Origin of the sequence: Pseudomonas sp. PsB (assembly GCF_043658375.1) — a bacterium.
Taxonomy (GTDB): domain Bacteria; phylum Pseudomonadota; class Gammaproteobacteria; order Pseudomonadales; family Pseudomonadaceae; genus Aquipseudomonas; species Aquipseudomonas putida_Z.
Window position 1 is genome coordinate 86,727 of the sequence record NZ_JBIGLU010000009.1, and the last position, 23,165, is coordinate 109,891.

General features: G+C 65.7%; 27 protein-coding genes and 1 riboswitch. Of the genes, 13 read left to right on the forward strand and 14 right to left on the reverse strand.

The annotated features are described in order from the left end of the window. The first annotated feature begins 92 nt into the window (after positions 1-92). From ACGLHT_RS13740 to ACGLHT_RS13750, 3 genes are all read left to right on the forward strand, one after another. Entirely contained in the window at positions 93-785 is a 693-nt protein-coding gene (locus ACGLHT_RS13740) for a response regulator transcription factor (protein ID WP_137162886.1), read from the forward strand. Next, positions 785-2,131 (forward strand): sensor histidine kinase, encoded by a 1,347-nt coding sequence (locus ACGLHT_RS13745; RefSeq protein WP_137162885.1) that lies wholly within the window; start codon positions 785-787, stop codon positions 2,129-2,131. The genes ACGLHT_RS13740 and ACGLHT_RS13745 overlap by 1 nt, the downstream gene beginning before the upstream one ends. Positions 2,132-2,213: 82 nt before the next feature. Beyond that, the gene (locus ACGLHT_RS13750) at positions 2,214-3,104 is read left to right on the forward strand and encodes an alpha/beta hydrolase (RefSeq protein WP_274078665.1); all 891 of its coding nucleotides are present in this window, start codon (positions 2,214-2,216) and stop codon (positions 3,102-3,104) included. 180 nt (positions 3,105-3,284) lie between these two features. Here ACGLHT_RS13750 and ACGLHT_RS13755 read toward each other — a convergent pair whose 3' ends face one another. Beyond that, positions 3,285-4,490, reverse strand: a complete 1,206-nt coding sequence (locus ACGLHT_RS13755) for an RtcB family protein (RefSeq protein WP_137162883.1) — start codon at positions 4,488-4,490, stop codon at positions 3,285-3,287. 91 nt (positions 4,491-4,581) lie between these two features. Then, a riboswitch (FMN riboswitch) is annotated at positions 4,582-4,723 on the forward strand. 80 nt (positions 4,724-4,803) lie between these two features. On the opposite strand from ACGLHT_RS13755, the gene ribB reads away from it, so the two are divergent. The 4 genes from ribB to dxs all read left to right on the forward strand — a co-directional run bounded on the left by ribB (position 4,804) and on the right by dxs (position 8,910). Continuing rightward, positions 4,804-5,454 (forward strand): 3,4-dihydroxy-2-butanone-4-phosphate synthase, encoded by a 651-nt coding sequence (gene ribB, locus ACGLHT_RS13760; protein WP_137162882.1) that lies wholly within the window; start codon positions 4,804-4,806, stop codon positions 5,452-5,454. A gap of 245 nt (positions 5,455-5,699) precedes the next feature. Continuing rightward, positions 5,700-5,942: an exodeoxyribonuclease VII small subunit gene (locus tag ACGLHT_RS13765; protein WP_003255380.1), complete on the forward strand. Its 243-nt coding sequence runs from the start codon at positions 5,700-5,702 to the stop codon at positions 5,940-5,942. Continuing rightward, on the forward strand, positions 5,939-6,826 hold the full coding sequence (gene ispA / locus ACGLHT_RS13770; RefSeq protein WP_137162881.1) for a (2E,6E)-farnesyl diphosphate synthase: 888 nt from the start codon (positions 5,939-5,941) through the stop codon (positions 6,824-6,826). Before ACGLHT_RS13765 ends, ispA begins: the two co-directional genes overlap by 4 nt. Positions 6,827-7,014: 188 nt before the next feature. Further along, on the forward strand, positions 7,015-8,910 hold the full coding sequence (dxs, locus tag ACGLHT_RS13775; RefSeq protein WP_025337527.1) for a 1-deoxy-D-xylulose-5-phosphate synthase: 1,896 nt from the start codon (positions 7,015-7,017) through the stop codon (positions 8,908-8,910). A gap of 115 nt (positions 8,911-9,025) precedes the next feature. Here dxs and ACGLHT_RS13780 read toward each other — a convergent pair whose 3' ends face one another. The 12 genes from ACGLHT_RS13780 to nrdR all read right to left on the reverse strand — a co-directional run bounded on the left by ACGLHT_RS13780 (position 9,026) and on the right by nrdR (position 17,819). Next, entirely contained in the window at positions 9,026-9,838 is an 813-nt protein-coding gene (locus ACGLHT_RS13780) for a cobalamin-binding protein (RefSeq protein ID WP_137162880.1), read from the reverse strand. After that, entirely contained in the window at positions 9,838-10,257 is a 420-nt protein-coding gene (locus ACGLHT_RS13785) for an MFS transporter (protein ID WP_075044459.1), read from the reverse strand. Before ACGLHT_RS13785 ends, ACGLHT_RS13780 begins: the two co-directional genes overlap by 1 nt. After that, the gene (gene ribA / locus ACGLHT_RS13790; RefSeq protein ID WP_003260612.1) at positions 10,254-10,871 is read right to left on the reverse strand and encodes a GTP cyclohydrolase II; all 618 of its coding nucleotides are present in this window, start codon (positions 10,869-10,871) and stop codon (positions 10,254-10,256) included. Before ribA ends, ACGLHT_RS13785 begins: the two co-directional genes overlap by 4 nt. Before the next feature lie 219 nt (positions 10,872-11,090). Further along, entirely contained in the window at positions 11,091-11,834 is a 744-nt protein-coding gene (locus ACGLHT_RS13795; RefSeq protein WP_137162879.1) for an ABC transporter substrate-binding protein, read from the reverse strand. 16 nt (positions 11,835-11,850) lie between these two features. Then, positions 11,851-12,354, reverse strand: coding sequence for a phosphatidylglycerophosphatase A (locus ACGLHT_RS13800; protein WP_004376077.1), 504 nt, complete (start codon positions 12,352-12,354; stop codon positions 11,851-11,853). Beyond that, the gene (gene thiL / locus ACGLHT_RS13805; protein ID WP_137162878.1) at positions 12,351-13,319 is read right to left on the reverse strand and encodes a thiamine-phosphate kinase; all 969 of its coding nucleotides are present in this window, start codon (positions 13,317-13,319) and stop codon (positions 12,351-12,353) included. The genes ACGLHT_RS13800 and thiL overlap by 4 nt, the downstream gene beginning before the upstream one ends. A gap of 18 nt (positions 13,320-13,337) precedes the next feature. Then, positions 13,338-13,838, reverse strand: a complete 501-nt coding sequence (gene nusB / locus ACGLHT_RS13810) for a transcription antitermination factor NusB (protein WP_003255393.1) — start codon at positions 13,836-13,838, stop codon at positions 13,338-13,340. Then, entirely contained in the window at positions 13,835-14,311 is a 477-nt protein-coding gene (gene ribE, locus ACGLHT_RS13815) for a 6,7-dimethyl-8-ribityllumazine synthase (RefSeq protein WP_003255395.1), read from the reverse strand. Before ribE ends, nusB begins: the two co-directional genes overlap by 4 nt. A 92-nt stretch (positions 14,312-14,403) precedes the next feature. Beyond that, positions 14,404-15,495 (reverse strand): bifunctional 3,4-dihydroxy-2-butanone-4-phosphate synthase/GTP cyclohydrolase II, encoded by a 1,092-nt coding sequence (ribBA, locus tag ACGLHT_RS13820; protein WP_016484697.1) that lies wholly within the window; start codon positions 15,493-15,495, stop codon positions 14,404-14,406. Between the two features lie 18 nt (positions 15,496-15,513). After that, a complete protein-coding gene (locus tag ACGLHT_RS13825) occupies positions 15,514-16,179 on the reverse strand; it encodes a riboflavin synthase (RefSeq protein ID WP_003255399.1) in 666 nt (221 codons plus the stop codon). A 42-nt stretch (positions 16,180-16,221) separates the two neighbouring features. Continuing rightward, positions 16,222-17,352, reverse strand: a complete 1,131-nt coding sequence (ribD, locus tag ACGLHT_RS13830; RefSeq protein WP_274120396.1) for a bifunctional diaminohydroxyphosphoribosylaminopyrimidine deaminase/5-amino-6-(5-phosphoribosylamino)uracil reductase RibD — start codon at positions 17,350-17,352, stop codon at positions 16,222-16,224. Between the two features lie 2 nt (positions 17,353-17,354). Further along, on the reverse strand, positions 17,355-17,819 hold the full coding sequence (nrdR, locus tag ACGLHT_RS13835; protein WP_003255402.1) for a transcriptional regulator NrdR: 465 nt from the start codon (positions 17,817-17,819) through the stop codon (positions 17,355-17,357). Between the two features lie 106 nt (positions 17,820-17,925). On the opposite strand from nrdR, the gene ACGLHT_RS13840 reads away from it, so the two are divergent. Genes ACGLHT_RS13840 through trxA form a run of 3 tightly spaced genes read left to right on the forward strand, consistent with a single transcriptional unit; the run spans position 17,926 to position 19,954 of the window. Then, a complete protein-coding gene (locus ACGLHT_RS13840) occupies positions 17,926-18,378 on the forward strand; it encodes a YbaY family lipoprotein (RefSeq protein WP_025337521.1) in 453 nt (150 codons plus the stop codon). Next, positions 18,379-19,050 (forward strand): methyltransferase, encoded by a 672-nt coding sequence (locus tag ACGLHT_RS13845; protein ID WP_085693150.1) that lies wholly within the window; start codon positions 18,379-18,381, stop codon positions 19,048-19,050. Between the two features lie 31 nt (positions 19,051-19,081). Beyond that, positions 19,082-19,954, forward strand: coding sequence for a thioredoxin (gene trxA, locus ACGLHT_RS13850; protein WP_025337519.1), 873 nt, complete (start codon positions 19,082-19,084; stop codon positions 19,952-19,954). A 144-nt stretch (positions 19,955-20,098) separates the two neighbouring features. Here the strand turns inward: trxA and ACGLHT_RS13855 are convergent, their stop codons facing one another. Then, complete coding sequence (locus ACGLHT_RS13855; protein WP_137162876.1) at positions 20,099-20,443, reverse strand: hypothetical protein; 345 nt, start codon at positions 20,441-20,443, stop codon at positions 20,099-20,101. A gap of 130 nt (positions 20,444-20,573) precedes the next feature. Between ACGLHT_RS13855 and ACGLHT_RS13860 the strand changes: the two genes are divergently transcribed. The 3 genes from ACGLHT_RS13860 to ACGLHT_RS13870 are packed head-to-tail and all read left to right on the forward strand — an operon-like array spanning position 20,574 to position 23,122. After that, positions 20,574-21,146: a DUF2796 domain-containing protein gene (locus ACGLHT_RS13860; RefSeq protein WP_137162875.1), complete on the forward strand. Its 573-nt coding sequence runs from the start codon at positions 20,574-20,576 to the stop codon at positions 21,144-21,146. Continuing rightward, positions 21,147-21,857, forward strand: a complete 711-nt coding sequence (locus tag ACGLHT_RS13865) for an ABC transporter ATP-binding protein (RefSeq protein ID WP_137162874.1) — start codon at positions 21,147-21,149, stop codon at positions 21,855-21,857. Next, positions 21,857-23,122 carry an ABC transporter permease gene (locus ACGLHT_RS13870; RefSeq protein ID WP_137162873.1) on the forward strand — a complete coding sequence of 422 codons (1,266 nt, stop codon included), beginning with the start codon at positions 21,857-21,859 and terminating at the stop codon, positions 23,120-23,122. Before ACGLHT_RS13865 ends, ACGLHT_RS13870 begins: the two co-directional genes overlap by 1 nt. The last annotated feature ends 43 nt before the right edge of the window (positions 23,123-23,165 follow it).

Here is a 23,165-nt window from a genome sequence, read left to right on the forward strand (position 1 = left end):
GATTAACCTTCTTAACACATCCAGGCGTTGCCCTCGCCCTGCCGGCAATGGGATGATTCGTAACTGATACGAATTCTCATTCAAGGCTCGCCGTGCCCACCTCACTCCTCCTAGCCGAAGACGACGCAAGCCTGCGTCAGGACCTGGAACGCCATTTCCTCAACCGGGGTTTCCGAGTGCACGCATGCGCCACCGGCGTCCAGGCCCTGAATGCCATACAGCAATCACAGTTCGAGCTGGTGCTGCTGGATATCATGCTGCCAGGCATCGACGGCCTCAGCCTGCTCGACGAGTTGCGCCAGCAGCAGGCGGTGCCGGTCATGCTGATGTCGGCGTTGGGGGCCGAGCAGGATCGCATCAGTGGCTTTACCCGGGGCGCGGACGATTACCTGCCCAAGCCCTTCAGCCTGGCCGAGCTGGACGCCCGGGTCGATGCATTGCTGCGGCGTGTGGCGTTCGATCGTGGTACGGCGCTGCGTGCCGACGTCGGCGAGGTAATGCTCGACCAGGACCGCCAGGACGTTATCCACAACGGCAAGGCTGCCGGCCTCACCGCGTCCGAATTCCGCTTGCTGGCCACCCTGCGGGCCCACCCCGCCGAAGCCCTGAGCAAACCATTCCTCTACCAGACCGTGCTGCACCGGGCCTACACCCGCCTGGATCGCGGCCTGGATGTGCATGTGTGCAACCTGCGCCGCAAGCTGGCCGACATCGATGCCCAGCACCTGCAGATCCAGGCCGTACGCGGCCAAGGGTACATCCTGGTCGACACGGAACAAGCCTGATGCGCCGTCATCCCTTGCTATGGAAACTGGCCGTACTGCAGGTTGGCTTCTGCCTGTTGCTGACCTGGCTGATCTGGACCTGGGGCCTGTCGGTGGAGCGCAGTACCTACTTCCTGTCCCAAGCCGACCAGGACTACCTGGCGCGCTTTGCACAGCAAGCCGAACAGGCCTGGGAGCAAGGCGGCGCGGAGGGTGCCGAGGCCTGGCGCAGGCAACTGGAACAGGCCGAGGGCACTTGGGTGGCGCTGGTCGGGCCGCACCTGCAGAGCCTTGGCACCACCCCACTGAGCGCTGAGGAAGCCAGCCACCTGACCTTCATGCGCAAGCTCGACTGGCCGATGAGCCGGCGCCTGCAGGATGAACTGCCCTACGTCAGCATCGAGTTCCCGCAACACCCCGAGCACGGTCGCCTGGTAATGCAACTGCCCGAACACCTGTTGCCTACCGGCCTGACCCCATGGACCCATGTAATCACCCATGGCGTTGCCCCCACGCTACTCGCCCTGCTGCTGGTTCTGGCGCTGTACCGCCACCTTGTGGTGCCACTGAACCGCCTGCGCGACCGCGCCGACGCCCTGCGTGCCGACGACCTCGACAGCCCGGCCCTGCCCCTGCAGGAGCGGCGCGATGAGCTTGGCGAACTGGCGCAGGCCTTCGAGCACATGGCCGGGCGCCTGCGCCAGAGCCTGGAGCAGCAGCGCCTGTTGCTGCGCACGCTGTCTCACGAACTGCGCACGCCGCTGGCGCGGCTGCGCATCGCCCATGACAGCGGCTTGCCGCCGGCCCAGTTGCGCAAGCGCCTGGACCGCGAGGTCGCCGACATGCAGAAGCTTCTGGAGGACACGCTGGACCTGGCCTGGATGGACACCGAACAGCCCAGCTTGCCGACCGAACCGGTGTTGATGGTTTCGGTGTGGGAAGCCTTGTGCCAGGACATCTGCTTCGAAAGCGGCTGGGACCGCGCCCGCCTGCCCTGCTCGCTCGGCCCCGACTGCGTGGTGCAAGCCCACCTGGACAGCCTGGCCCAAGCCCTGGAAAACCTGATGCGCAATGCCATCCGCCACTCGCCGGCCGAGGGCCGGGTCAGCCTGGATGGCTGGTTGGAGGGCGACTGCTGGCACCTGCGCCTGAGTGACCAGGGGCCCGGGGTGCCGCACGCCGAGCTCGAACGCATCTTCAAGCCCTACCAGCGGCTGGCCGACAGCGGCGCGGGCTTCGGCCTGGGCCTGGCCATCGCCCGCCGCGCCATCGAACTGCAAGGCGGTCGCTTGTGGGCCAGCAACGGTCACCCAGGCCTGTGCCTGCACATGACTTTGCCGATGACCCGGGACTGTTTAGAAAGTTAATGCGCTTTACGCTCAATCAGGACTGATTATCATCTTGGCGTTTCTGCCTTGCGCTCCTTGCAAAGCCCTGATGAGACACCTGATGAGCAAGATGACCCTGACACTGGTTTTGGCACTGGCCCTTGCGACCCCAGCCGCCCTGGCACAGCCCGAGCATCAACAGAGGATGGATACCTCGCTGCTGCAGCGCCAGGACCTGGCCTACCGCTTCAGCCAGCTCGACCTGGACTCGGCCGATGGCCAGCGTCATTACCGCTTGTGGGTCGGCAAACCAGACCGCCCGGCGCCAGCGGCGGGTTACCCGGTGCTGTGGATGCTCGATGGCAACGCCGCGCTGGGGGCGCTGGACAGCCTGCTGCTGGGCAAGCTTGCCGCCGGCCAGGCGCCATTGCTGGTGGCCGTGGGGTACCAGACCGATCAGCGGATCGAGCGGGTCGGGCGTACCTATGACTACACCCCGGCGTTGCCTGGGCAGGCTGAGCAACTGGACCCGTTGACCGGGCAACCGAGCGGTGGCGTGGACGAGTTCCTCGATCTGCTGAGCGAGCGCATGCGGCCGCTGGTGGCGGGTGTGGCACCGATCGACCTGCAGCGGCAGACGTTGTGGGGGCATTCCTACGGTGGGTTGGCCGTGCTGCATGCGCTGTTCACCCGGCCTGGGGCTTTCAGCGACTATGTGGCGGCCAGCCCTTCGCTGTGGTGGCATGACGGTGCGATCGTGCGTGAGGCGCAGGGGCTTGACCAGCGCTTGGGTAGCAGCCGGCCTCGATTGTTGCTGATGCGCGGGAGTGAGGAGCCGGCTAACCCGCGCATGCCGGTGCAAGGGGATGGAGAACGGGCGGCGCGGGAGCTGGTGGCAGACCTGGCCAAGGTGCCGGGGTTGCAGGCACGGTTCGAGCGGATTGACGGGCTGGGGCATGGGCCGATGTTACCGGCCTCGCTGAAGCGGGTGATTGAAGGGATGTCTCGATAACCTGCACTGGCCTCTTCGCGGGTAAACCCGCTCCCACAGAGCCCCCACAGGCTTCACCTTCAGTTGCAACCTGCGCCATCACAGGCTTCATCTTTTCATGGCAACCTGTGCCCCATAGGTTCACTCGATCCCTGTGGGAGCGGGTTTATCCGCGAAGAGGCCGGCACAGGCAGCACCCCGTCAGCCCTTCACACACACCACCTGCCGCAAGGTGTGCACCACCTCCACCAATTCCTGCTGCGCGCGCATCACCGCATCGATGTCCTTGTAGGCCATGGGGATCTCGTCGATCACCTCCTTGTCCTTGCGGCATTCCACATGCGCCGTGGCCCGCCGCTGGTCTTCCACGGTGAAGCGGCTCTTGGCCTTGGTCCGGCTCATCATCCGGCCAGCACCATGGCTGCAGGAACAGAAAGATTCCTCGTTGCCCAGCCCTCGCACGATGAAGCTCTTGGCCCCCATCGAGCCGGGAATGATGCCCAACTGCCCTTTCTGCGCCGACACCGCCCCCTTGCGCGTCACCAGCACCTCTCGGCCAAAATGCTGCTCGCGCTGCACATAGTTATGGTGGCAGTTCACCGCTTCCAGGCTGGCCTCAAACGGTTTGCCCAGCGCCTTGCGAGCCGCACCGACCACCGCCAGCATCATCAGTTCGCGGTTCTGCCTGGCGTAATCCTGCGCCCACTCCACCGCTTCGACGTAGTCGGCGAAATGGCGGCTGCCTTCCTCGAAATACGCCAGGTCCTTGTCCGGCAGGTTGGCCAGGTGCTGGCGCATGTCGGCCTGGGCCAGTTCGATGAACAGGTTGCCGATGGCATTGCCCACACCCCGGGAGCCGCTGTGCAGCATGAACCAGACGCGGTCGGCCTCGTCCAGGCACACCTCGATGAAGTGGTTGCCGCCGCCCAGCGTCCCCAGGTGATGGCGGTTATTGGTCTTCTCCAGCCGCGGGTACTTGTCGGTGATGGCCTTGAAGCGCCCGGCCAACTGCCCCCAGGCCTTGTCCGCCTTGGCTGGCACATCGGCCCAGGCGCCCTGGTCACGTTTGCCGAAGGTCTTTCCATGCGGCACGGCGTGCTCGATGGCATTGCGCAGGCCATGCAGGTTGTCCGGCAGGTCGCGGGCGTGCAGCGACGTGCGCGCGGCGATCATGCCGCAGCCGATATCCACACCCACCGCGGCGGGGATGATCGCGCCAACCGTGGGTATCACACTGCCAATGGTCGAGCCCTTGCCCAGGTGCACGTCCGGCATCACTGCCAGGTGCTTGAAGATGAACGGCATCCTGGCCGTGTTGAGCAGTTGCTTGCGGGCGTCGTCTTCCACCGGCACGCCGTCGGTCCACAACTTGACCGGCTTGCCGCCGGCGACCTGGAGAATGTCCATGGGGTTGTTCCTCGAATGCATAGCCGAATGATACCGCCAAAGGTCGTAGAGCCGTGGGTTGCCAGCGAGGTGGCAATGTGCTGTATGCTTGGCGGGTCTTCAGGGCGGGGTGAAAGTCCCCACCGGCGGTAAATCGAAAGATGAGCCCGCGAGCGCCCCGGCCATGCCGGGGGTCAGCAGATCTGGTGAGACTCCAGAGCCGACGGTCATAGTCCGGATGAAAGAAGGCGTCAGGCAGGGGCCATCCGGGCGCCCCTGCGCGCGCATTTTGTTCGCCCCGAGACGTTCATCGATCATTCACGAGGAGCGTTTCATGTCCACCAGGCACCACCCGCAATTCCCCAATGTCAGCGCTGCCATCGCCGCCTTCCAGGCCGGGCGCCCTGTACTGCTGCTCGACGACGACGACCGCGAGGACGAAGCGGACATCATCGCCGCCGCCGAGAACATCTCGCTGCAGACCATGGCCATGATGATTCGCGATTGCAGCGGCATCGTCTGCCTGTGCCTGGACGAGGCCACCGTCGACGAACTGCAACTGGCACCGATGGTGCAGAACAACCAGGCCCGCCATGGCACCGGCTTCACCGTCACCATCGAGGCGGCGGAAGGCATTACCACCGGGGTGTCCGCCCAGGACCGCATCACCACCATTGGCGCGGCACTGCGTTCCACTGCGGAGCAGCGCCATATCGTCAGCCCGGGGCATGTGTTCCCGCTGCGCGCCCGCAATGGCGGGGTGCTGACCCGCCGTGGCCACACCGAAGGCTCGGTGGACCTGGCACGCCTGGCCGGGTTGCGCCCGGCGGCAGTGCTGTGCGAACTGATGAACCCCGATGGCACGATGGCCCGTGGCGAGCAGGTGGCGGTGTATGCGCGGCAATACAATCTGCCGGTGCTGACCATCGAGGAACTGGCGCGGTACCGTGAGGCCATGCTGGAGCTGGAAGCAGAGCCAGCCTGATCCCGCACCGGGTTCAAAACTGACACAGTGTCTGTAGGAGCGGCCTTGTGTCGCGAAAGGGCTGCAAAGCAGCCCCAGCAATTTGTGCGTCTGCGCTGAAACCCTGGGGCCGCTTTGCGGCCCTTTCGCGACACAAGGCCGCTCCTACAATTGACCGCGTTAAGCGATCGGGTGGCCGGAAGTTTGCTCCCCCCGCCCCGCTCTGCTAGTGTCGCGCCGTTCTGAATGCCACCGAGACAGTCGCCATGGCCCGCAAAAAAGCCTCCCTCGATTTCGAGCAATCCCTCGCAGACCTGCAAGCACTGGTCGAGCGCCTGGAGAACGGCGAGTTGTCGCTGGAAGAGTCGCTGGCCGCCTTCGAGCAAGGCATCGCCCTGACCCGCGATTGCCAGGGCGCCCTGGCCCAGGCCGAACAGAAGGTGCAGATCCTGCTGGAACGCGATGGCGAACTGGCAGCACAGCCCTTCGACGCGGAGCCGGAAGCATGATCGGCACCTACCAGGCCAGCTGCCAGGCACGGGTCGACGCCGCCCTCGAACCGTTGTTCGTCGCCCCGACCAAGGAGCTCGCACGCCTTTACGCCGCCATGCGCTACAGCGTGATGAACGGTGGCAAACGCGTCCGCCCGCTGCTGGCCTACGCGGCCTGCGAAGCCTTGGGCGCCCCGGCCGAACAGGCCAACGGCGCAGCCTGTGCGGTGGAACTGATCCACGCCTACTCGCTGGTGCATGACGACCTGCCGGCCATGGACGACGACGACCTGCGCCGCGGCCAGCCGACCACCCACAAAGCCTTCGATGAAGCCTGCGCGATCCTCGCCGGCGACGGTTTGCAGAGCCTGGCCTTCAGCGCCCTGCTCGACCCGCGCCTGAGCCCGCAGGCCGACAGCATTCGCCTGGCCATGGTCCAGGCCCTGGCCAAGGCTGCCGGCCCGGCAGGCATGGTCGGTGGCCAGGCCATCGACCTGGGCTCGGTTGGCCTGAAGCTGGACCAGCAAGCGCTGGAGTTCATGCACCGGCACAAGACCGGTGCGCTGATCGAAGCCAGCGTGCGCCTCGGCGCCCTGGCCAGCGCCCGCGCCGAACAGACGCAACTGGATGCCCTGCAGACCTATGCACAGGCCATCGGCCTGGCGTTCCAGGTGCAGGACGACATCCTCGACGTGGAAAGCGACACCGCCACCCTGGGCAAACGCCAGGGGGCCGATATCGCCCGTGACAAACCGACCTACCCGGCACTGCTGGGCCTGGAAGCGGCGAAGGCCTACGCGATCGAACTGCGCGACCAGGCGCTGGTCGCACTGCAAGGGTTCGGCGAAAAGGCCGAACCGCTGCGGGCGTTGGCGCGTTACATCGTCGAACGCCGCAACTGATTTGACTGGGGCCGCTATGCGGCCCTTCGCGGGCACGCCCGCTCCTACAGGACAGCGCTGCACCTGTGGGAGCGGGCTTGCCCGCGAAGGGCTGCACAGCAGCCCCATGCGACACCCGTCTGAATGGGCAGTATTTCCTACAATGGGGTAAACTGCCGCGTCTTCACACACCTATAACGACTCGCCTGATGCCCACGACGTTTCAAGAGATCCCCCGCGAACGCCCGGTCACGCCGTTGCTCGACCGCGCTGACACGCCTGCCGGCCTGCGCCGGCTGGCCGAAGCCGACCTGGAGACCCTGGCCGACGAACTGCGCCAGGAACTGCTCTACACCGTGGGTCAGACCGGTGGGCATTTTGGTGCCGGCCTGGGTGTCATCGAGCTGACCATCGCCCTGCACTACGTCTTCGACACCCCCGACGACCGGCTGGTGTGGGACGTGGGCCACCAGGCCTACCCGCACAAGATCCTCACCGGGCGCCGTAACCGCATGCTCAGCCTGCGCCAGAAGGACGGCATCGCCGCCTTCCCGCGCCGCAGCGAGAGCGAGTACGACACCTTCGGCGTCGGCCACTCCAGCACCTCGATCAGCGCCGCACTGGGCATGGCCATTGCCGCCCGCCTGCAGAACAGCGACCGCAAGTCGATCGCGGTGATCGGCGACGGCGCGCTGACCGCCGGCATGGCCTTCGAGGCGTTGAACCACGCCCAGGAAGTCAACGCCGACATGCTGGTGATCCTCAACGACAACGACATGTCGATTTCGCGCAATGTCGGCGGCCTGTCCAACTACCTGGCCAAGATCCTCTCCAGCCGCACCTACGCGAGCATGCGCGAAGGCAGCAAGAAAGTGCTGTCGCGCCTGCCGGGCGCCTGGGAAATCGCCCGCCGCACCGAGGAGTACGCCAAAGGCATGCTGGTGCCGGGCACACTGTTCGAAGAACTGGGCTGGAACTACATCGGCCCGATCGACGGCCACGACCTGCCGACCATGATCGCCACCCTGCGCAACATGCGTGACCTCAAGGGCCCGCAGTTCCTGCACGTGGTGACCAAGAAGGGCAAGGGCTTCGCCCCGGCCGAGATCGACCCGATCGGCTACCACGCCATCACCAAGCTGGAGCCGGCCGACAAACCCGCCGCACCGAAGAAAGCCAGCGGCCCGAAATACTCCGCGGTGTTCGGCCAGTGGCTGTGCGACATGGCTGCCGCCGACAACCGCCTGGTGGGCATTACCCCGGCGATGAAGGAAGGCTCCGACCTGGTCGACTTCAGCGAGCGCTACCCGGAGCGTTACTTCGACGTGGCGATCGCCGAGCAGCATGCCGTGACCCTGGCGGCCGGCATGGCCTGCGAGGGCAGCAAGCCGGTGGTGGCGATCTACTCTACCTTCCTGCAGCGCGCCTACGACCAGCTGATCCACGACGTGGCGGTACAGAACCTCGACGTGCTGTTCGCCATCGACCGCGCCGGCCTGGTCGGCGAAGACGGCCCGACCCACGCGGGTAGCTACGACCTGTCGTACCTGCGCTGCATCCCGGGCATGCTGGTGATGACCCCAAGCGACGAGAACGAACTGCGCAAGATGCTCAGCACCGGCCACCTGTACAACGGCCCGGCGGCTGTGCGCTACCCGCGTGGCACCGGCCCGAACGCGCCGATCAGTGGTGACCTGAAACCGCTGGAAATCGGCAAGGGCGTGGTCCGTCGCCAGGGCGAAAAAGTCGCCTTGCTGGTGTTCGGCGTGCAACTGGCCGAGGCCATGCAGGTGGCTGAGCAGATCAACGCTACCGTGGTCGACATGCGCTTCGTCAAACCGCTGGACGAGGCACTGGTGCTGGAACTGGCCGCAAACCATGAGCTGCTGGTGACCATCGAAGAAAACGCCATCATGGGCGGTGCCGGTGCGGCTGTGGGTGAGTTCCTGGCCAGCCAGGCAATCGTGAAACCGCTGCTGCACCTGGGGTTGCCGGACATCTATGTCGAGCATGCCAAGCCTGCGCAGATGCTGGCTGAGTGTGGGCTTGATGCGGCCGGGATCGGGGCTTCGGTGAAGGCTCGGATGGCCAGGCTCGGGCTTTGATTTTTTGGGGCCGCTTTGCGGCCCATCGCGACACAAGGCCGCTCCTACAGGGACCGCGCAGTTCTTTGTAGGAGCGGCCTTGCGTCGCGATCGAGGGCGCAGCCCTCGCAAAAGCTCACTTGGGCGTTGGCGCGTTAGCCTCGAGCAGCGCACACAAGCGCGCCGTAGCTTCGATCATCTGCCCACTGGGCCGCTCCAGGCCTTTGTCTGGCACCACCAGTAAACGATCATCGGCAACCGCACGCAGTTGCGGCCAGGCCTTCCAACTCTCCAGCTGCGCCTCATCACCCGCCAGAATGACCTGCGGGTTGCGCAGCAGCACAGACTCCACATTTACCTGCGGCGCCGGCTGGGTGAGATCGGCGAAGACATTACGCGCGCCGCAAACGGCCAGGGCATCGCTGACCACCTGCCGGCCACCGAGCGTATACAGCGGTCGGTCCCAGACCTGGTAGAACACCTGCAGGGGCTCGTCCCGTCGATACTGCTGGCGCAGCTGCCGCAGCCGGTCACGCAGGGCCTGGGCGTACCGATGGCCCTGTTCGGCACGGCCGATTCGTTCGGCGATGGCTTCAATCTGCTCGATCAGCTGGTCGATGTCATGGGGTTCTGCGCTGTACGTAGCGATACCCAGGCGCTTGAGCTGGTCGCGTTGGGCCGGCGGCACGCTGCCCGGCCACAGCAGCAACAGGTCGGGGCGCAGGCTGAGCAGGCGTTCGAGGTCCAGCTGCCCCTGGCGCCCCACCGAGGGCAGCGCGCGCAGCGCCGCCGGCCGTTCGCCACCGTCGAGCACACCTACCAGCAGGTCATCGGCCTGCAGTTCGAGCATGATCTCGCTCATCGACGGGGCCAGGCTGACCACCCGCAGGGGTTCGGCGGCCAGTGCGGAACAGACGAACAGCGCCAGCAGGCCGGGCAGCAGGCGCATCAGCCGAGCTGGCGTGGAATGCGATAGAGGTACAGCACCACTGCGGTGGACAACGCCAGCAGGATCTGCGGCACCGCCTCGAGGCCGACCAGCACCGACAAGGCGGCGACCCAGGCCGGGAAGCAAGCATACAGCATGGCCAGGCGCCGCACCCGCGCCAGCTCGATCCAGGCGGCGGGCTCTTCACCAGTGCCGAGCACCTTGGACGTGGCGATGAGGGCGCGCTTGTAGGCACCGAAGCGCGGCAGGCTGAGGAACATGGTCGCCGCACCGGCAATGAACAGTGGCATGGCCAGCACCGAGGCCAGCGCATCACCACCACCGAAGGCCCAGGCCATCACTGGCAGCGGCACCAGGCCCACCGCCAGGTACTGCCACCAGGCCAGCGCCAGGCGCCGCTTGACCTCGGCGCGGGTCACGCCTGAGGCACCTCGCCCTGGTGCTCGTTACCCAGCATGTGGCCCAGCTTGCCGGCCTTGGTTGCCAGGTAGTAGCGGTTGTGCGGGTTGTGCCCGGTGTGCAGCGGTACGCGCTCGGCAACGACGATGTTCATGTCGGTCAGGGCTTTGACCTTGCGCGGGTTGTTGGTCATCAGGCGCAGCGACTTCACGCCCAGGTGCTCCAGCATCGGCAGGCACATGGCGTAGTCGCGCTGGTCGGCGGCAAAGCCCAGGCGCTCGTTGGCCTCGACGGTATCGGCGCCACCATCCTGCAGCTCGTAGGCGCGAATCTTGTTCAGCAGGCCGATGCCACGGCCTTCCTGACGCAGGTACAGCAGCACGCCACGGCCTTCACGGGCAATGGCCTGCAGCGCGGCTTCCAGCTGCGAGCCGCAGTCGCAGCGCTGGCTGAACAGGGCATCGCCGGTCAGGCACTCGGAGTGCAGGCGCCCCAGCACCGGCTGGCCGTCCGCGATGTCACCCAGGCTGAGCACCACGTGCTCACGGCCAGTGGCTTCGTCGAGGAAGCCATGCATGGTGAAGGTCGCGAAGGGAGTCGGGAGTTTAGAGGCGGCAACAAAGACGACGGGCACGTTGTGCTCCTGGAATAAGTTGAAAATTTCTCGTGGGCCGATTGTATCAGCAGGTTGGGGGATGTGGGCTGGCTGAATACCGTGGCTTAAGATCGAAAAGTTCGATGCTTAGCAGAGGTCTGTACTCAATCCTGTGGGAGCGGGCATGCCCGCGAACACCGGCGTAGCCGGTGCCTCCCACCGCGGTGGATTCTTCGCGGGCACGCCCGCTCCCACAGGTCAATGCGGTTTGCTATCCGGGCTGAACGGATACGGCTGCTGCCAGTGCTCGAAGATCGGCTTCAGCTCGCCACTGCGCACCAGCTCGGCCATGCGCTTGTCGAACAGGTCGCGCAGGGCCTTGGCCTGGTCGTTGCGGGCAAAGGCCAGGTACAGTGGCAGCTCGGCCACATGGGTGCGGCGGAAGCGCTCGGGTTGGGAGGTCTGGCCGAGCACGTAGTCGACCTCGGTCAGCGCATCGATGTAGTAGTCCACGCGGTCATGCTCGAGCATCGGCAAAATGCCTTCGCGGCGCTGGACTTCGCGAAAGTCATGCACATTGGGCAGGTAGCTGCCGAAATCGTAGCCACGCACCCAGGCCAGGCGGTACTGGCCTATGGTCTGCTGGGTAGGCACAGGCTTGCTGACCAGCCCCAGGGCGTAGATGTGGTCCATGTCGAAGTGCCAGCGCGGGTACAGGTTGTCGTCGTTCTCGTCCTTGTACGAGCCTACCCAGGCGTCAGCCTCGCCACGCTTGACCAGCCCGATCGCACGGCTGTAAGGCGCGCTCTGGGTCACCACCTTGACCCCGGCCGGCTCGAACACCTTGCGCAGCACGTCCCAGGCCACCCCGGTGCCGTCGGCGTTGGTGTAGTCGAGCCACTCTTCGCTGACCAGGTGGATCTGCTTCGGCACACCTTCGGCAGCAGCCGCCCACGGGGCAAGGCTCAGCAGCATTGCCAGCAGCACCGTCCTCATGGCCATTCACACGCTCCCTGTATCAGGCAACCGCCCACACCAGAACCTGCATCCCCAGCCAGGCAAACACGCCGGCCAGGATATCGTCGAGCATGATCCCGACGCCCCCATGCACATGGCGGTCGACCCAGCGGATCGGCCACGGCTTGAGGATGTCGAAGAAGCGGAACATCAGGAACCCCGCCAGCAGCCACTGCCAGCCTTCCGGCACCAGCCAGAGGGTTATCCACATGCCGACGATCTCGTCCCAGACAATGCCTTCATGGTCGTGCACGCGCAAGTCATTGGCGACCTTGCCGCAGAGCCAGAAGCCGAACAGCATGCTCACGCCCAGCAACAGCCAGTAGCCCCAGTCGGGCAGCATCTGCCACAGCGGGATGAACGGTATGGCCACCAGCGAGCCCCAGGTGCCCGGCGCCTTGGGCAAGGTGCCGGAACCGAAACCGAAGGCGATGAAGTGCCACGGGTTGCGCCAGACCGAAGGCGGAACGAACTCCGCAGGCACCTGGTTGGGGTGATCGGTCACGGTGTCTCCCTAAAATGTTGATAGCCGCGTTGCCGCGGGGTGATGTCCCGGCCCTGCTGGTCGCGCAAGCTGACACCCTGCCCTTCGAGCACCCGCCCGATGACATGGAACGCCGCCAGGCCTTGTGCCTGCAGGGATGAAAGCTCGGCTGGCGGCAAGGTGAACGCCAGCACATAGTCGTCGCCACCGGTCAGCGCCGCCTGCACGGCCGCCTCGGCACCGAGGAACCCCTGCAGAGCGGCTGACACCGGTACCTGCTCCAGGTTCACCTCGAGCGCCACACGGGAGGCCTTGGCGATATGCCCGCAGTCGGCCAGCAAGCCGTCGGAAATATCCAGCGCCGAGGTGGCACGCCCGCGCAGCAGTTGGCCCAGGGCGAACTGTGGCGATGGCGACCAGTAGTGGTCGAGCAACGGTTGCGCCAGCGCGGCATCGGCCTGGCGCTGGCCCAGCACCAGCGGCAAGGCCCCTGCCGCGTTACCCAGCTCACCGCCCACGCACAGCAAGTCGCCCGGGCGAGCCCCGCCACGGCGCAACGCCTGCCCCGCCGGAACCCGGCCGAACACGGTCATGGTGATACTCAGGGGGCCACGGGTGGTATCGCCACCGATCAGGCTCAGCTGGCAGTGGCCGGCCATGCGGTTGAGGCCGCTGGCATAGGCTTGCAGCCAGTCGGCGCTGACCTCGGGCAAGGTCAGGGCGAGGGTGAAACCGATGGGGGTGGCGCCCATGGCAGCCAGGTCGCTGGCCGCCACGGCCAGCGAGCGCTGGCCGAGCAACCAGGGGTCGCACACCGCCGGAAAATGCACCCCGGCAACCAGGGTGTCGGTGGACACCGCCAGTTGCTCGCCGGGGGGAAGGCTCAGCAGGGCGCAGTCGTCACCGATGCCCAGGGCCACGCCTTCACCGCCTTGCGCACAGGGCGCGGCGGCGAAGTAATGGCTGATCAGCTCGAACTCACCCATGGTCCGCAAGCGCCAGGATCAGCGCTTGTTCGCCTTGACTTCTGCTTCGCGCAGGGCCGGGGCGAGCTTGTCCAGCACGCCATTGACGAACTTGTGGCCGTCGGTGGCGCCGAAGACCTTGGCCAGTTCCACGCCTTCGTTGATCACTACGCGGTACGGCACGTCAACGCGCTTGATCAGTTCCCAGGTGGACAGGCGCAGCACGGCCAGCTCGACCGGGTCGAGCTCTTCCAATGCGATGGTCATGCACGGCACCAACGCTTTGTCGATTTCGCCCTTGATTGCCGGGACCCCATGCAGGATCTCGCGGAAATAGGCACCGTCGACATCGGTGAAATCGTTATCGACCCGGAACTGCGCTTCGATCTCGTTCAGCGAATGCTGCGCCATGTGCCACTGGTACAGTGCCTGGGTCGCGAGCTTGCGGGCTTCGCGGCGCTTGGCGCTCTTCGATGGCTTGCCGGCATCCGCAGGTTTTGGATCGCGCGGGTTGAAACGATCGCTTTCGTCGCTAATCACTTGGCCTCCAACTGCGCCAGCAGGCTGACCATTTCCAGAGCGGACAGGGCAGCTTCAGCACCTTTGTTGCCGGCCTTGGTGCCGGAACGCTCGATGGCCTGTTCGATGGAGTCGACGGTCAGTACGCCGAAGGCCACCGGAACACCGAACTCCATGGACACCTGGGCCAGGCCCTTGGTGCATTCGCCCGCCACGTATTCGAAGTGCGGGGTACCACCACGGATCACAGCGCCCAGGGCGATGATCGCGTCGTAGGCGCCTTGCTGGGCGACCTTCTGTGCCACCAGCGGGATTTCGAATGCACCCGGGGCACGGATGATGGTGATGTCGCTTTCGCTGACACCGTGGCGTACCAGGGCGTCAACGGCACCGCTTACCAGGCTTTCGACGACGAAGCTGTTGAAGCGGCCAACCACCAAAGCATAGCGACCTTTGGGGGCGATGAAGGTACCTTCGATGGTCTTCAGGGTCATTCCGATATTCTCATCTTCAAGAGCGAGGCCGCATGCTGGCGGCCTCGACAGGGGTATGGACTCGAGCTGGAGGGCGTCACTGCCGCCTCAAGTCACTCGGAGGGCACGTATTCTACAACTTCCAGATCGAATCCGGATATCGCGTTGAACTTCATCGGCGAACTCATCAGGCGCATCTTGCGCACACCGAGGTCACGCAGGATCTGCGAACCGGCACCCACGGTGCTGTAGGTGGTCGGTGCCTTGGCGGGTGCATCGCCCGCGCTTTCGCGGATGTGCGCCAGCAGTACGTCGCCGTCCAGCGGGTGGCCCAGCAGCAATACCACGCCGCTGCCGGCCTCGGCCACGGCGGCCATGGCGGCGCGCAGGCTCCAGCGGCCCGGTTGCTTGACCAGCAGCAGGTCGCGCAGCGGGTCCATGTTGTGCACGCGCACCAGGGTCGGCTCTTCGGCGCAGATCTTGCCCAGGGTCAGGGCCATGTGCACGTCGCCTTCCACCGCGTCGCGGTAGGTGACCAGGTTGAACTCGCCCAGCTCGCTCTCCACCGGTTGCTCGGAGACGCGCTGCACGGTGCGCTCGTGGATCATGCGGTAGTGGATCAGGTCGGCGATGGTGCCGATCTTCAGGCCGTGCTCGGCGGCGAACACTTCCAGCTCGGCGCGGCGCGACATGGTGCCGTCGTCGTTCATCACTTCGCAGATCACGCCGCTCGGCTCGAAACCGGCCATGCGCGCCAGGTCGCAAGCGGCCTCGGTGTGGCCGGCACGGGCCAGGGTACCGCCAGGCTGGGCCATCAGCGGGAAGATGTGGCCTGGGCTAACGATGTCTTCGGCCTTGGCGTCCTTGGCCGCGGCCGCCTGCACGGTGCGGGCACGGTCAGCGGCGGAGATGCCGGTGGTGACACCTTCGGCGGCTTCGATCGACACGGTGAACTTGGTGCCGAAGCCCGAGCCGTTGCGCGGCGCCATCAGCGGCAGCTTCAGCGTTTCGCAACGCTCGCGGGTCATCGGCATGCAGATCAGGCCACGGGCGTGCTTGGCCATGAAGTTGATGTGCTCGGGCAGGCAGCACTCGGCTGCCATGATGATGTCGCCCTCGTTTTCGCGGTCTTCGTCATCCATGAGGATGACCATTTTGCCCTGGCGGATGTCTTCGACCAGTTCTTCGATGCTGTTGAGCGCCACGCGGCACCCCCTTCTCAATCAGGATTTCAAGAAGCCGTTGGCGGCCAGGAAGCTTTCGGTAATGCCACTGCCCTTGCTCGGTTCGGCGGCCTTGTCACCCAGCAGCAGACGCTCCAGGTAACGGGCCAGCAGGTCGACCTCAAGGTTTACCCGACGCCCTGCACGGTAGTCGGCCATGATGGTTTCGGACAGGGTGTGCGGGACAATGGTCAGCTCGAACTCGGCGCCATTGACCTCGTTGACCGTCAGGCTGGTGCCGTCGACGGTGATCGAACCCTTGTGAGCGATGTACTTGGCCAGTTCCTTCGGTGCACGCACGCGGAACTGGATGGCGCGGGCGTTATCGCTGCGCGAGATGATTTCGCCGACCCCGTCGACGTGGCCGCTGACCAGGTGCCCGCCCAGCCGGGTGGTGGGGGTCAGGGCTTTTTCCAGGTTGACCTTGCTGCCGCTCTTGAGGTCGATGAAGGCGGTGCGCTTGAGGGTTTCGACGCTGACGTCGGCCCAGAAGCCGTCACCCGGCAGTTCGACGGCTGTCAGGCACACGCCGTTGACGGCGATGCTGTCGCCGAGCTTGACGTCACCCAGGTCGAGCTTGCCGGTTTCGACGTAGACGCGCACGTCGCCACCCTTGGGGGTCAGGCTGCGGATGGTGCCGATGGATTCGATGATGCCGGTGAACATGGGGTCTTCCTCAAAAACGGTTTGCGCGTGGCAAGCCTGGCATTATACGCCGGGCGCCGGCAGGGGGATGGCCGTGACCCGCCAGTCATCGCCCACTGCGCGCATTTCGGTAATTTTCAGCCGCGGCGCTTCGCTCATCTTGTCCAGTGGCCAGTCCAGCAGCGGGCGGGCCTGGGAACCGAGGAAAGTGCCGGCGACGAACAGCTGGTACTCGTCGATCAGGCCTTGCCGGGCGAAGGCGCCGACCAGGCCGGCACCGGCTTCCAGCAGGATTTCGTTGACGCCACGGGTTGCCAGGGCCTGCAGCAGCGCCGGCAGGTCTACCTGGCCATTGTCACCCGGCAGGCTGAGCAGTTCGTGGCCGGCAGCGGCATAGCGCGGGTCATCTGCGACAGCGGTCACCACCAACGCCGGGCCAGCCTGGAAGAACGGTGCATCCAGCGGCAGGCGCAGGCGGCCATCGACCAGCACGCGCAGCGGTGTGCGGCTGAGTGCCAGGGCGGTGGTTTCGGCGTCCAGGCCCAGCCCGGTGCCGCGCACGGTCATACGCGCGTTATCGGCCAACACGCTGGCGGCGCTGGTCAGTACCACGCTGGAGCGGGCGCGCAGGCGCTGCACCGCCGAACGGGCGGCCGGGCCGGTGATCCACTGGCTTTCGCCACTGGCCATGGCGGTGCGGCCATCCAGGCTCATGGCCAGCTTGGCGCGAACGAACGGCAGGCCGTGCTCCATGCGTTTGAGGAAACCGGGGTTGAGTGCGCGGGCCTCGGCCTCGAGCACGCCGCTGGCCACTTCGATACCGGCCTCGGCCAGGCGCCGCAGGCCCTGCCCCGCCACTTGCGGGTTGGGATCCTGCATGGCGGCTACCACCCGTGCTACCCCGGCCATGACCAGCGCTTCGGCGCACGGCGGCGTGCGGCCATGGTGGCTGCACGGCTCGAGGGTGACATAGGCACAGGCGCCACGGGCACGCTCACCAGCCTGTCGCAGGGCATGCACTTCGGCATGCGGCTCGCCAGCGCGCACATGCCAGCCTTCGCCGACCACCTCGCCATCGCGCACGATCACGCAGCCCACGCGCGGGTTCGGATGAGTGGTGTACAGGCCCTTGCGCGCCAGCTCCAGCGCGCGGGCCATGTAGTGGGCGTCGAGGATGGCAGCTTGGCTGGGCATGGTCACTCTTTAGCTGGCTCGCGAGCCAGGCGGTCGATTTCTTCGCGGAACTCGTCGAGGTCCTGGAAGCGGCGGTAAACCGAGGCAAAACGGATATAGGCCACTTCGTCGAGCTTGCGCAGCTCGGCCATGACCATCTCACCCACCACCAGCGATTTGACTTCACGCTCGCCGGTGGCACGCAGGCGGCTCTTGATATGCGCCAGCGCAGCTTCCAGGCGCTCGACGCTGACCGGGCGTTTTTCCAGTGCCCGCTGCATGCCGGCGCGCAGTTTTTCTTCGTCGAAGGGTTGGCGCGTGCCGTCCTGCTTGATCAGCCGGGGCAGCACCAGCTCGGCGGTTTCGAAGGTGGTGAAGCGCTCGCCGCAGGCGACGCATTCGCGGCGGCGGCGCACCTGCTCGCCCTCGGCGACGAGGCGAGAGTCGATGACCTTGGTGTCGTTGGCACCGCAAAAGGGACAGTGCATGGTGGCAGGCAACAAAAAAAGGGAGGGCCATGGTAGCGCATCCCACTGGCAAGACAAGCCAAAGGGGTTAACATCCATGGGAAATCTGCCCGTGAAGGACTACCCCATGCACTACCGAGCGCTAGTCGTGCTGTGCTGCGCCGCCCTGCTCGCCGCCTGCGGCAGCGACAGGCCGAAGCCCGACACCCCTCCGGCACCCACGCCAGCCCGCACGGCCAAGCCGGCCGCAGTACTGGGCCCGCTGCCGGCCTACCAGCGCGAGCTGAGCGGCACCTTGCTGGCAATCCCGGCCGGTGCCGACGTGGAGCTGGCCTTGCTGGTCATCGATGAACGCGACCGCCCACAACGCCTGCTGGCCAGCAGCAACCTGACCGGCACCGGCCAGGCCCTGCCCTACCAACTGCGCTTCAACCCCGAGGCCTTCCCCGCCGGTGCCCGGGTCGAGCTGCGCGGCCGCGCCAGCAGCTCTGGCCAGCTGATCATGCACCTGCCGCCGGTGCGAATTACCCAGGCCCAGACCCAGGCCATCGGCCCGCTGCGTTTCGAGAAGGCGCCGTAAGTGGCGCCAGTCTCCCTACAACAGCCCCTGCAACAGGCCCTCAGCGGCCTGATCGGCGAAGCGCGTCTTGTGGTCAGCGCGCTGCCCGGCTGCGACCTCAAGCTGTGGCTGATCGACGACCAGAACATGGACCGCGCCTTCAGCAGCGAAGAGACCCGGCGCATTCTTGAAGAACCGCCCTACTGGAGCTTCTGCTGGGCCAGCGGCCTGGCCATGGCCCGTTACCTGGCCGAGCACCCGGAATGGGTAGCCGGCAAGCGCGTGCTGGACTTTGGCGCCGGCTCCGGTATCGCCGGTATTGCTGCCGCCCGCGCCGGTGCGCTGGAAGTGGTGGCCTGCGACCTCGACCCGCTGGCACTCGATGCCTGCCGCGCGAATGCCGCGCTGAACGGGGTGGAACTGGGTTACAGCAGCGATTTCTTCGCCGAAGACGATCGCTTCGATCTGATCCTGGTTGCCGACGTGCTGTACGACCGCGCCAACCTGCCGCTGCTGGATGCCTTCCTCGGCCGCGGGCGCCAGGCGCTGGTGGCCGACTCGCGGGTACGCGACTTCAGCCACCCGCTGTACCAGCAGCTGGGCGTGCTGGAAGCGCTGACCCTGCCGGACCTGGCCGAGCCGCACGAATTCCGCCGGGTCAGCCTGTACCACGCCAGCCGCGACACCTTATAGTGGTGTTATCCACGAGTTTGCGAGAGTCGCGATGACCCAAGACACGCCTTACATTTTCGACGCTACCGATGCCACCTTCCAGCAACTGGTTATCGAGAACTCCTTCCACAAACCGGTGCTGGTGGACTTCTGGGCCGAGTGGTGCGCACCGTGCAAGGCACTGATGCCACTGCTGGCGAAGATCGCCGAGGGTTACCAGGGCGAGCTGCTGCTGGCCAAGATCAACTGTGACGTGGAGCAACAGGTGGTTGCCCAGTTCGGCATCCGCAGCCTGCCGACCGTGGTGCTGTTCAAGGACGGCCAGCCGGTGGACGGCTTTGCCGGTGCACAGCCAGAATCGGCGATCCGCGCCATGCTCGAACCACACGTGCAACTGCCCGCCGCACCCAGCGCATCGCCGCTGGAGCAGGCCAAGGGGCTGTTTGCCGAAAGCCGTTTTGCCGAGGCCGAAGCACTGTTGCAGGCACTGCTGGGTGAGGACAACAGCAATGCCGAGGCGCTGATCCTGTATGCCCGTTGCCTGGCCGAGCGCGGGGAACTGGGTGAAGCCCAGGTGGTGCTGGATGCGGTCAAGACCGACGAGCACAAGGCCGCGCTGGCCGGCGCCAAGGCCCAGCTGACCTTCCTGCGCCAGGCTGCCAGCCTGCCGGAAGTGGCCGACCTGAAAAGCCGCCTGGCACAGAACCCTCAGGATGACGAGGCGGCCTATCAGTTGAGCATCCAGCAACTGGCGCGCCAGCAGTATGAAGCGGCGCTGGAAGGGTTGCTGAAGCTGTTCCAGCGTAACCGTGGTTATGAGAACGGGCTGCCGCAGAAAGCGTTGCTGCAGGTGTTCGAGTTGCTGGGTGGGGATCACCCGCTGGTTGGCGTATATCGTCGCAAGCTGTCGGCGGCGATGTTCTGAGAATTTTGGGGCCGCTTTGCGGCCCATTCGCAGCACAAGGCTGCTCCTACAGAGATCAAGTGGCCGCCATTTTTGCGCAGTCCCTGTAGGAGCAGCCTTGTGCTGCGAATGGGCTGCAAAGCAGCCCCAAAATTCTGAAAGCCTTCACCCAACCCAGTGATACACCGGCGCGTCCACGCCACTTTCCACCTTAACTTCACTGCTATGCCGCAAGCGCACCAGCAGCCGTTTACCCGCCGCCGTACTCCCCGCCAGCCCCTCCAACCGATCCAGCAATTCCGGCCCGTTCATCTGCCCTGCCAGGCGCAACACCTCACGTGCAGCAGTCCATTGCCCGTCATCCTGACGAGTTGTCGCCACGGTTTCCGTTGTTGCGGTCTGTGCCACCGCGGGCAATTCGATCTGCCGCCCCAGTTGCGCCCACTCTTCAGGCGCCAGCTCGATGGTCAGATCCACAGGCCAGTCACCAATCTGTCCACGAATTCTCATGCTGCATTCCCTGAACCCAAGTCAATGCCACCATCCTACCCCAACATGAAACCTGCGCCACGCAGGCTGGCAGCATCCGGAAAAGTTGTTATAACATAACCCAATCTTCCCGCCCGCTCCGGAGTCGTCCATGCGTCGCCTGTTGCTCGCCCTGCCCTTCGCCCTGCTGCCCCTGGCCGTGGCCCAAGCCCACGATGATGACCATGATCACGACCACGCCCACGGCACCCTCGGCGCCCACGAGCATGGCGTGGCCAAGCTCAACGCCGTGCTCGATGGCAACACCCTGGAGCTGGAGCTGGACAGCCCGGCAATGAACCTGGTCGGCTTCGAACACGCCGCCAACAGCGACGCCGACAAGGCCAAGGTCGCGGCTGTGCGCCAGCAGCTGGGGCAGCCACTGAAGCTGTTCGGCCTGCCCGCTGCCGCTGGCTGCAAGGAAGACCAGCAGGAACTGGAAAGCCCGCTGTTCGGTGATGCCCCGAAAGCCGACGACGATGGTGACGAGCACGAGCACCAGCACAGCGACATCGGCGCCCATTACCAGCTGACCTGCGCCAACCCCGACAAATTGACGCAGGTGGACCTCGCTCCGCTGTTCAAGGCATTCCCGGCTACCCAGAAAATCACCGTTCAACTGATCGGCCCCAATGGCCAGAAAGGCGTGGAAACCACACCGGCCAAGGCCGCGGTCGCGTTCTGAATGCGCCAGCCGTTGATCGAACTGCATGACCTGGTGTTCGCCTGGCCCGGCCAGCCAGCGCTGCTGGATATTCCGGCATTCCGCCTGGAGGTTGGCGAGGCCCTGTTTCTCAAGGGCCCCAGCGGCAGTGGCAAGACCACATTGCTGGGCCTGCTGGGCGGGGTGAACGTACCGGGCCAGGGCCGCATCCAATTGCTCGGCCAGGACCTCGGCCGCCTGGGCCAAGGCGCCCGTGACCGCTTCCGGGTCGACCACACCGGTTATATCTTCCAGCAGTTCAACCTGCTGCCGTTCCTCTCGGTACGCGAAAACGTCGAGCTGCCCTGCCGCTTCTCGCGCAGCCGCAAGGCCCGCGCCGAGCAGCGCCATGGCAGTGTCGACCAGGCAGCCGGCACGCTGCTGGCCCACCTGGGCCTGGACGACCCCACCCTGCTCGCCCGCCGCGCCGACAGCCTGTCGATCGGCCAGCAGCAACGGGTCGCTGCCGCCCGCGCACTGATCGGCCAACCCGAACTGGTGATCGCCGACGAACCGACCTCGGCGCTGGATGCCGACACCCGCGAAGCGTTCATCCGCCTGCTGTTCGATGAATGCCGCGCCGCCGGTGCCAGCCTGCTGTTCGTCAGCCACGACCAGAGCCTGGCGCCGCTGTTCGACCGCCACCTGTCGCTGGCCGAACTCAACCGTGCCGCCAAGCCCCGGGAGGCCTGATGTACCTGCTCCGCCTTGCCCTGGCCAGCCTGGCCAACCGCCGCTTCACCGCATTCCTCACCGCCTTCGCCATCGCCCTGTCGGTGTGCCTGCTGCTGGCCGTGGAACGGGTCCGTACCGAGGCCCGGGCCAGTTTCGCCAGCACCATCAGCGGTACCGACCTGATCGTCGGCGCCCGCTCCGGCTCGGTGAACCTGCTGCTGTACTCGGTGTTCCGCATCGGCAACGCCACCAACAACATCCGTTGGGACAGCTATGAGCACTACGCCAAGGACCCGCGGGTGAAATGGGCCATCCCCATCTCGCTGGGCGACTCGCACCGTGGTTATCGAGTGATGGGCACTACCGGCGACTACTTCAGCCATTACCAGTACGGCCGCCGCCAGCACCTGGAATTGAACCAGGGCCGCGCGTTTGCCGATGATCCGTTCGAGGTAGTGCTGGGTGCCGAAGTGGCCGAGGCGTTGCACTACAAGCTGGGCGACAAGCTGGTGCTTGCCCACGGCGTGGCCGCGATCAGCCTGGTCAAGCACGATGACAAACCGTTCACCGTGGTCGGTGTGCTCAAGCGCACCGGTACGCCGGTCGACCGCACGCTGCATATCAGCCTGGGCGGCATGGAAGCCATCCACATCGACTGGCACAACGGTGTGCCGGCCCGTGGCGCCGGGCGTATCAGCGCCGAGCAGGCACGGACCATGGACCTGCAGCCTGCCGCCATCACTGCGTTCATGCTCGGCCTGAACAGCAAGATCGCGACATTCAGCCTGCAGCGGGAGATCAATGAATACCGCAGCGAGCCGTTGCTGGCGATCCTGCCCGGGGTAGCCCTGCAGGAGCTGTGGAGCCTGATGGGCACCGCGGAGCAGGCGTTGTTCGTGGTGTCGCTGTTCGTGGTGCTGACCGGCCTGATCGGCATGCTTACGGCGATTCTCACCAGCCTCAACGAACGCCGTAGGGAGATGGCGATATTGCGCTCGGTTGGCGCCAGGCCGTGGCATATCGCAGGGCTTCTGGTGCTGGAGGCACTGTCGCTGGCGGCGATCGGGATCGCTGCCGGGCTTGGCTTGCTGTATGCGGGAATCGCCCTGGCGCAGGGGTATGTGCAAGCCAACTATGGTTTGTATTTGCCGCTGGCCATGCCGAGCGCTCATGAATGGACGTTGCTGGCTATCATCCTGGGAGCTGCGCTGTTGATGGGCAGCGTGCCGGCGTGGCGGGCCTATCGGCAGTCGTTGGCCGATGGCTTGTCCATTCACCTCTGAGGGCGTGCAATGATCCAATACCTCACTGCCTTCTTCGCGGGCG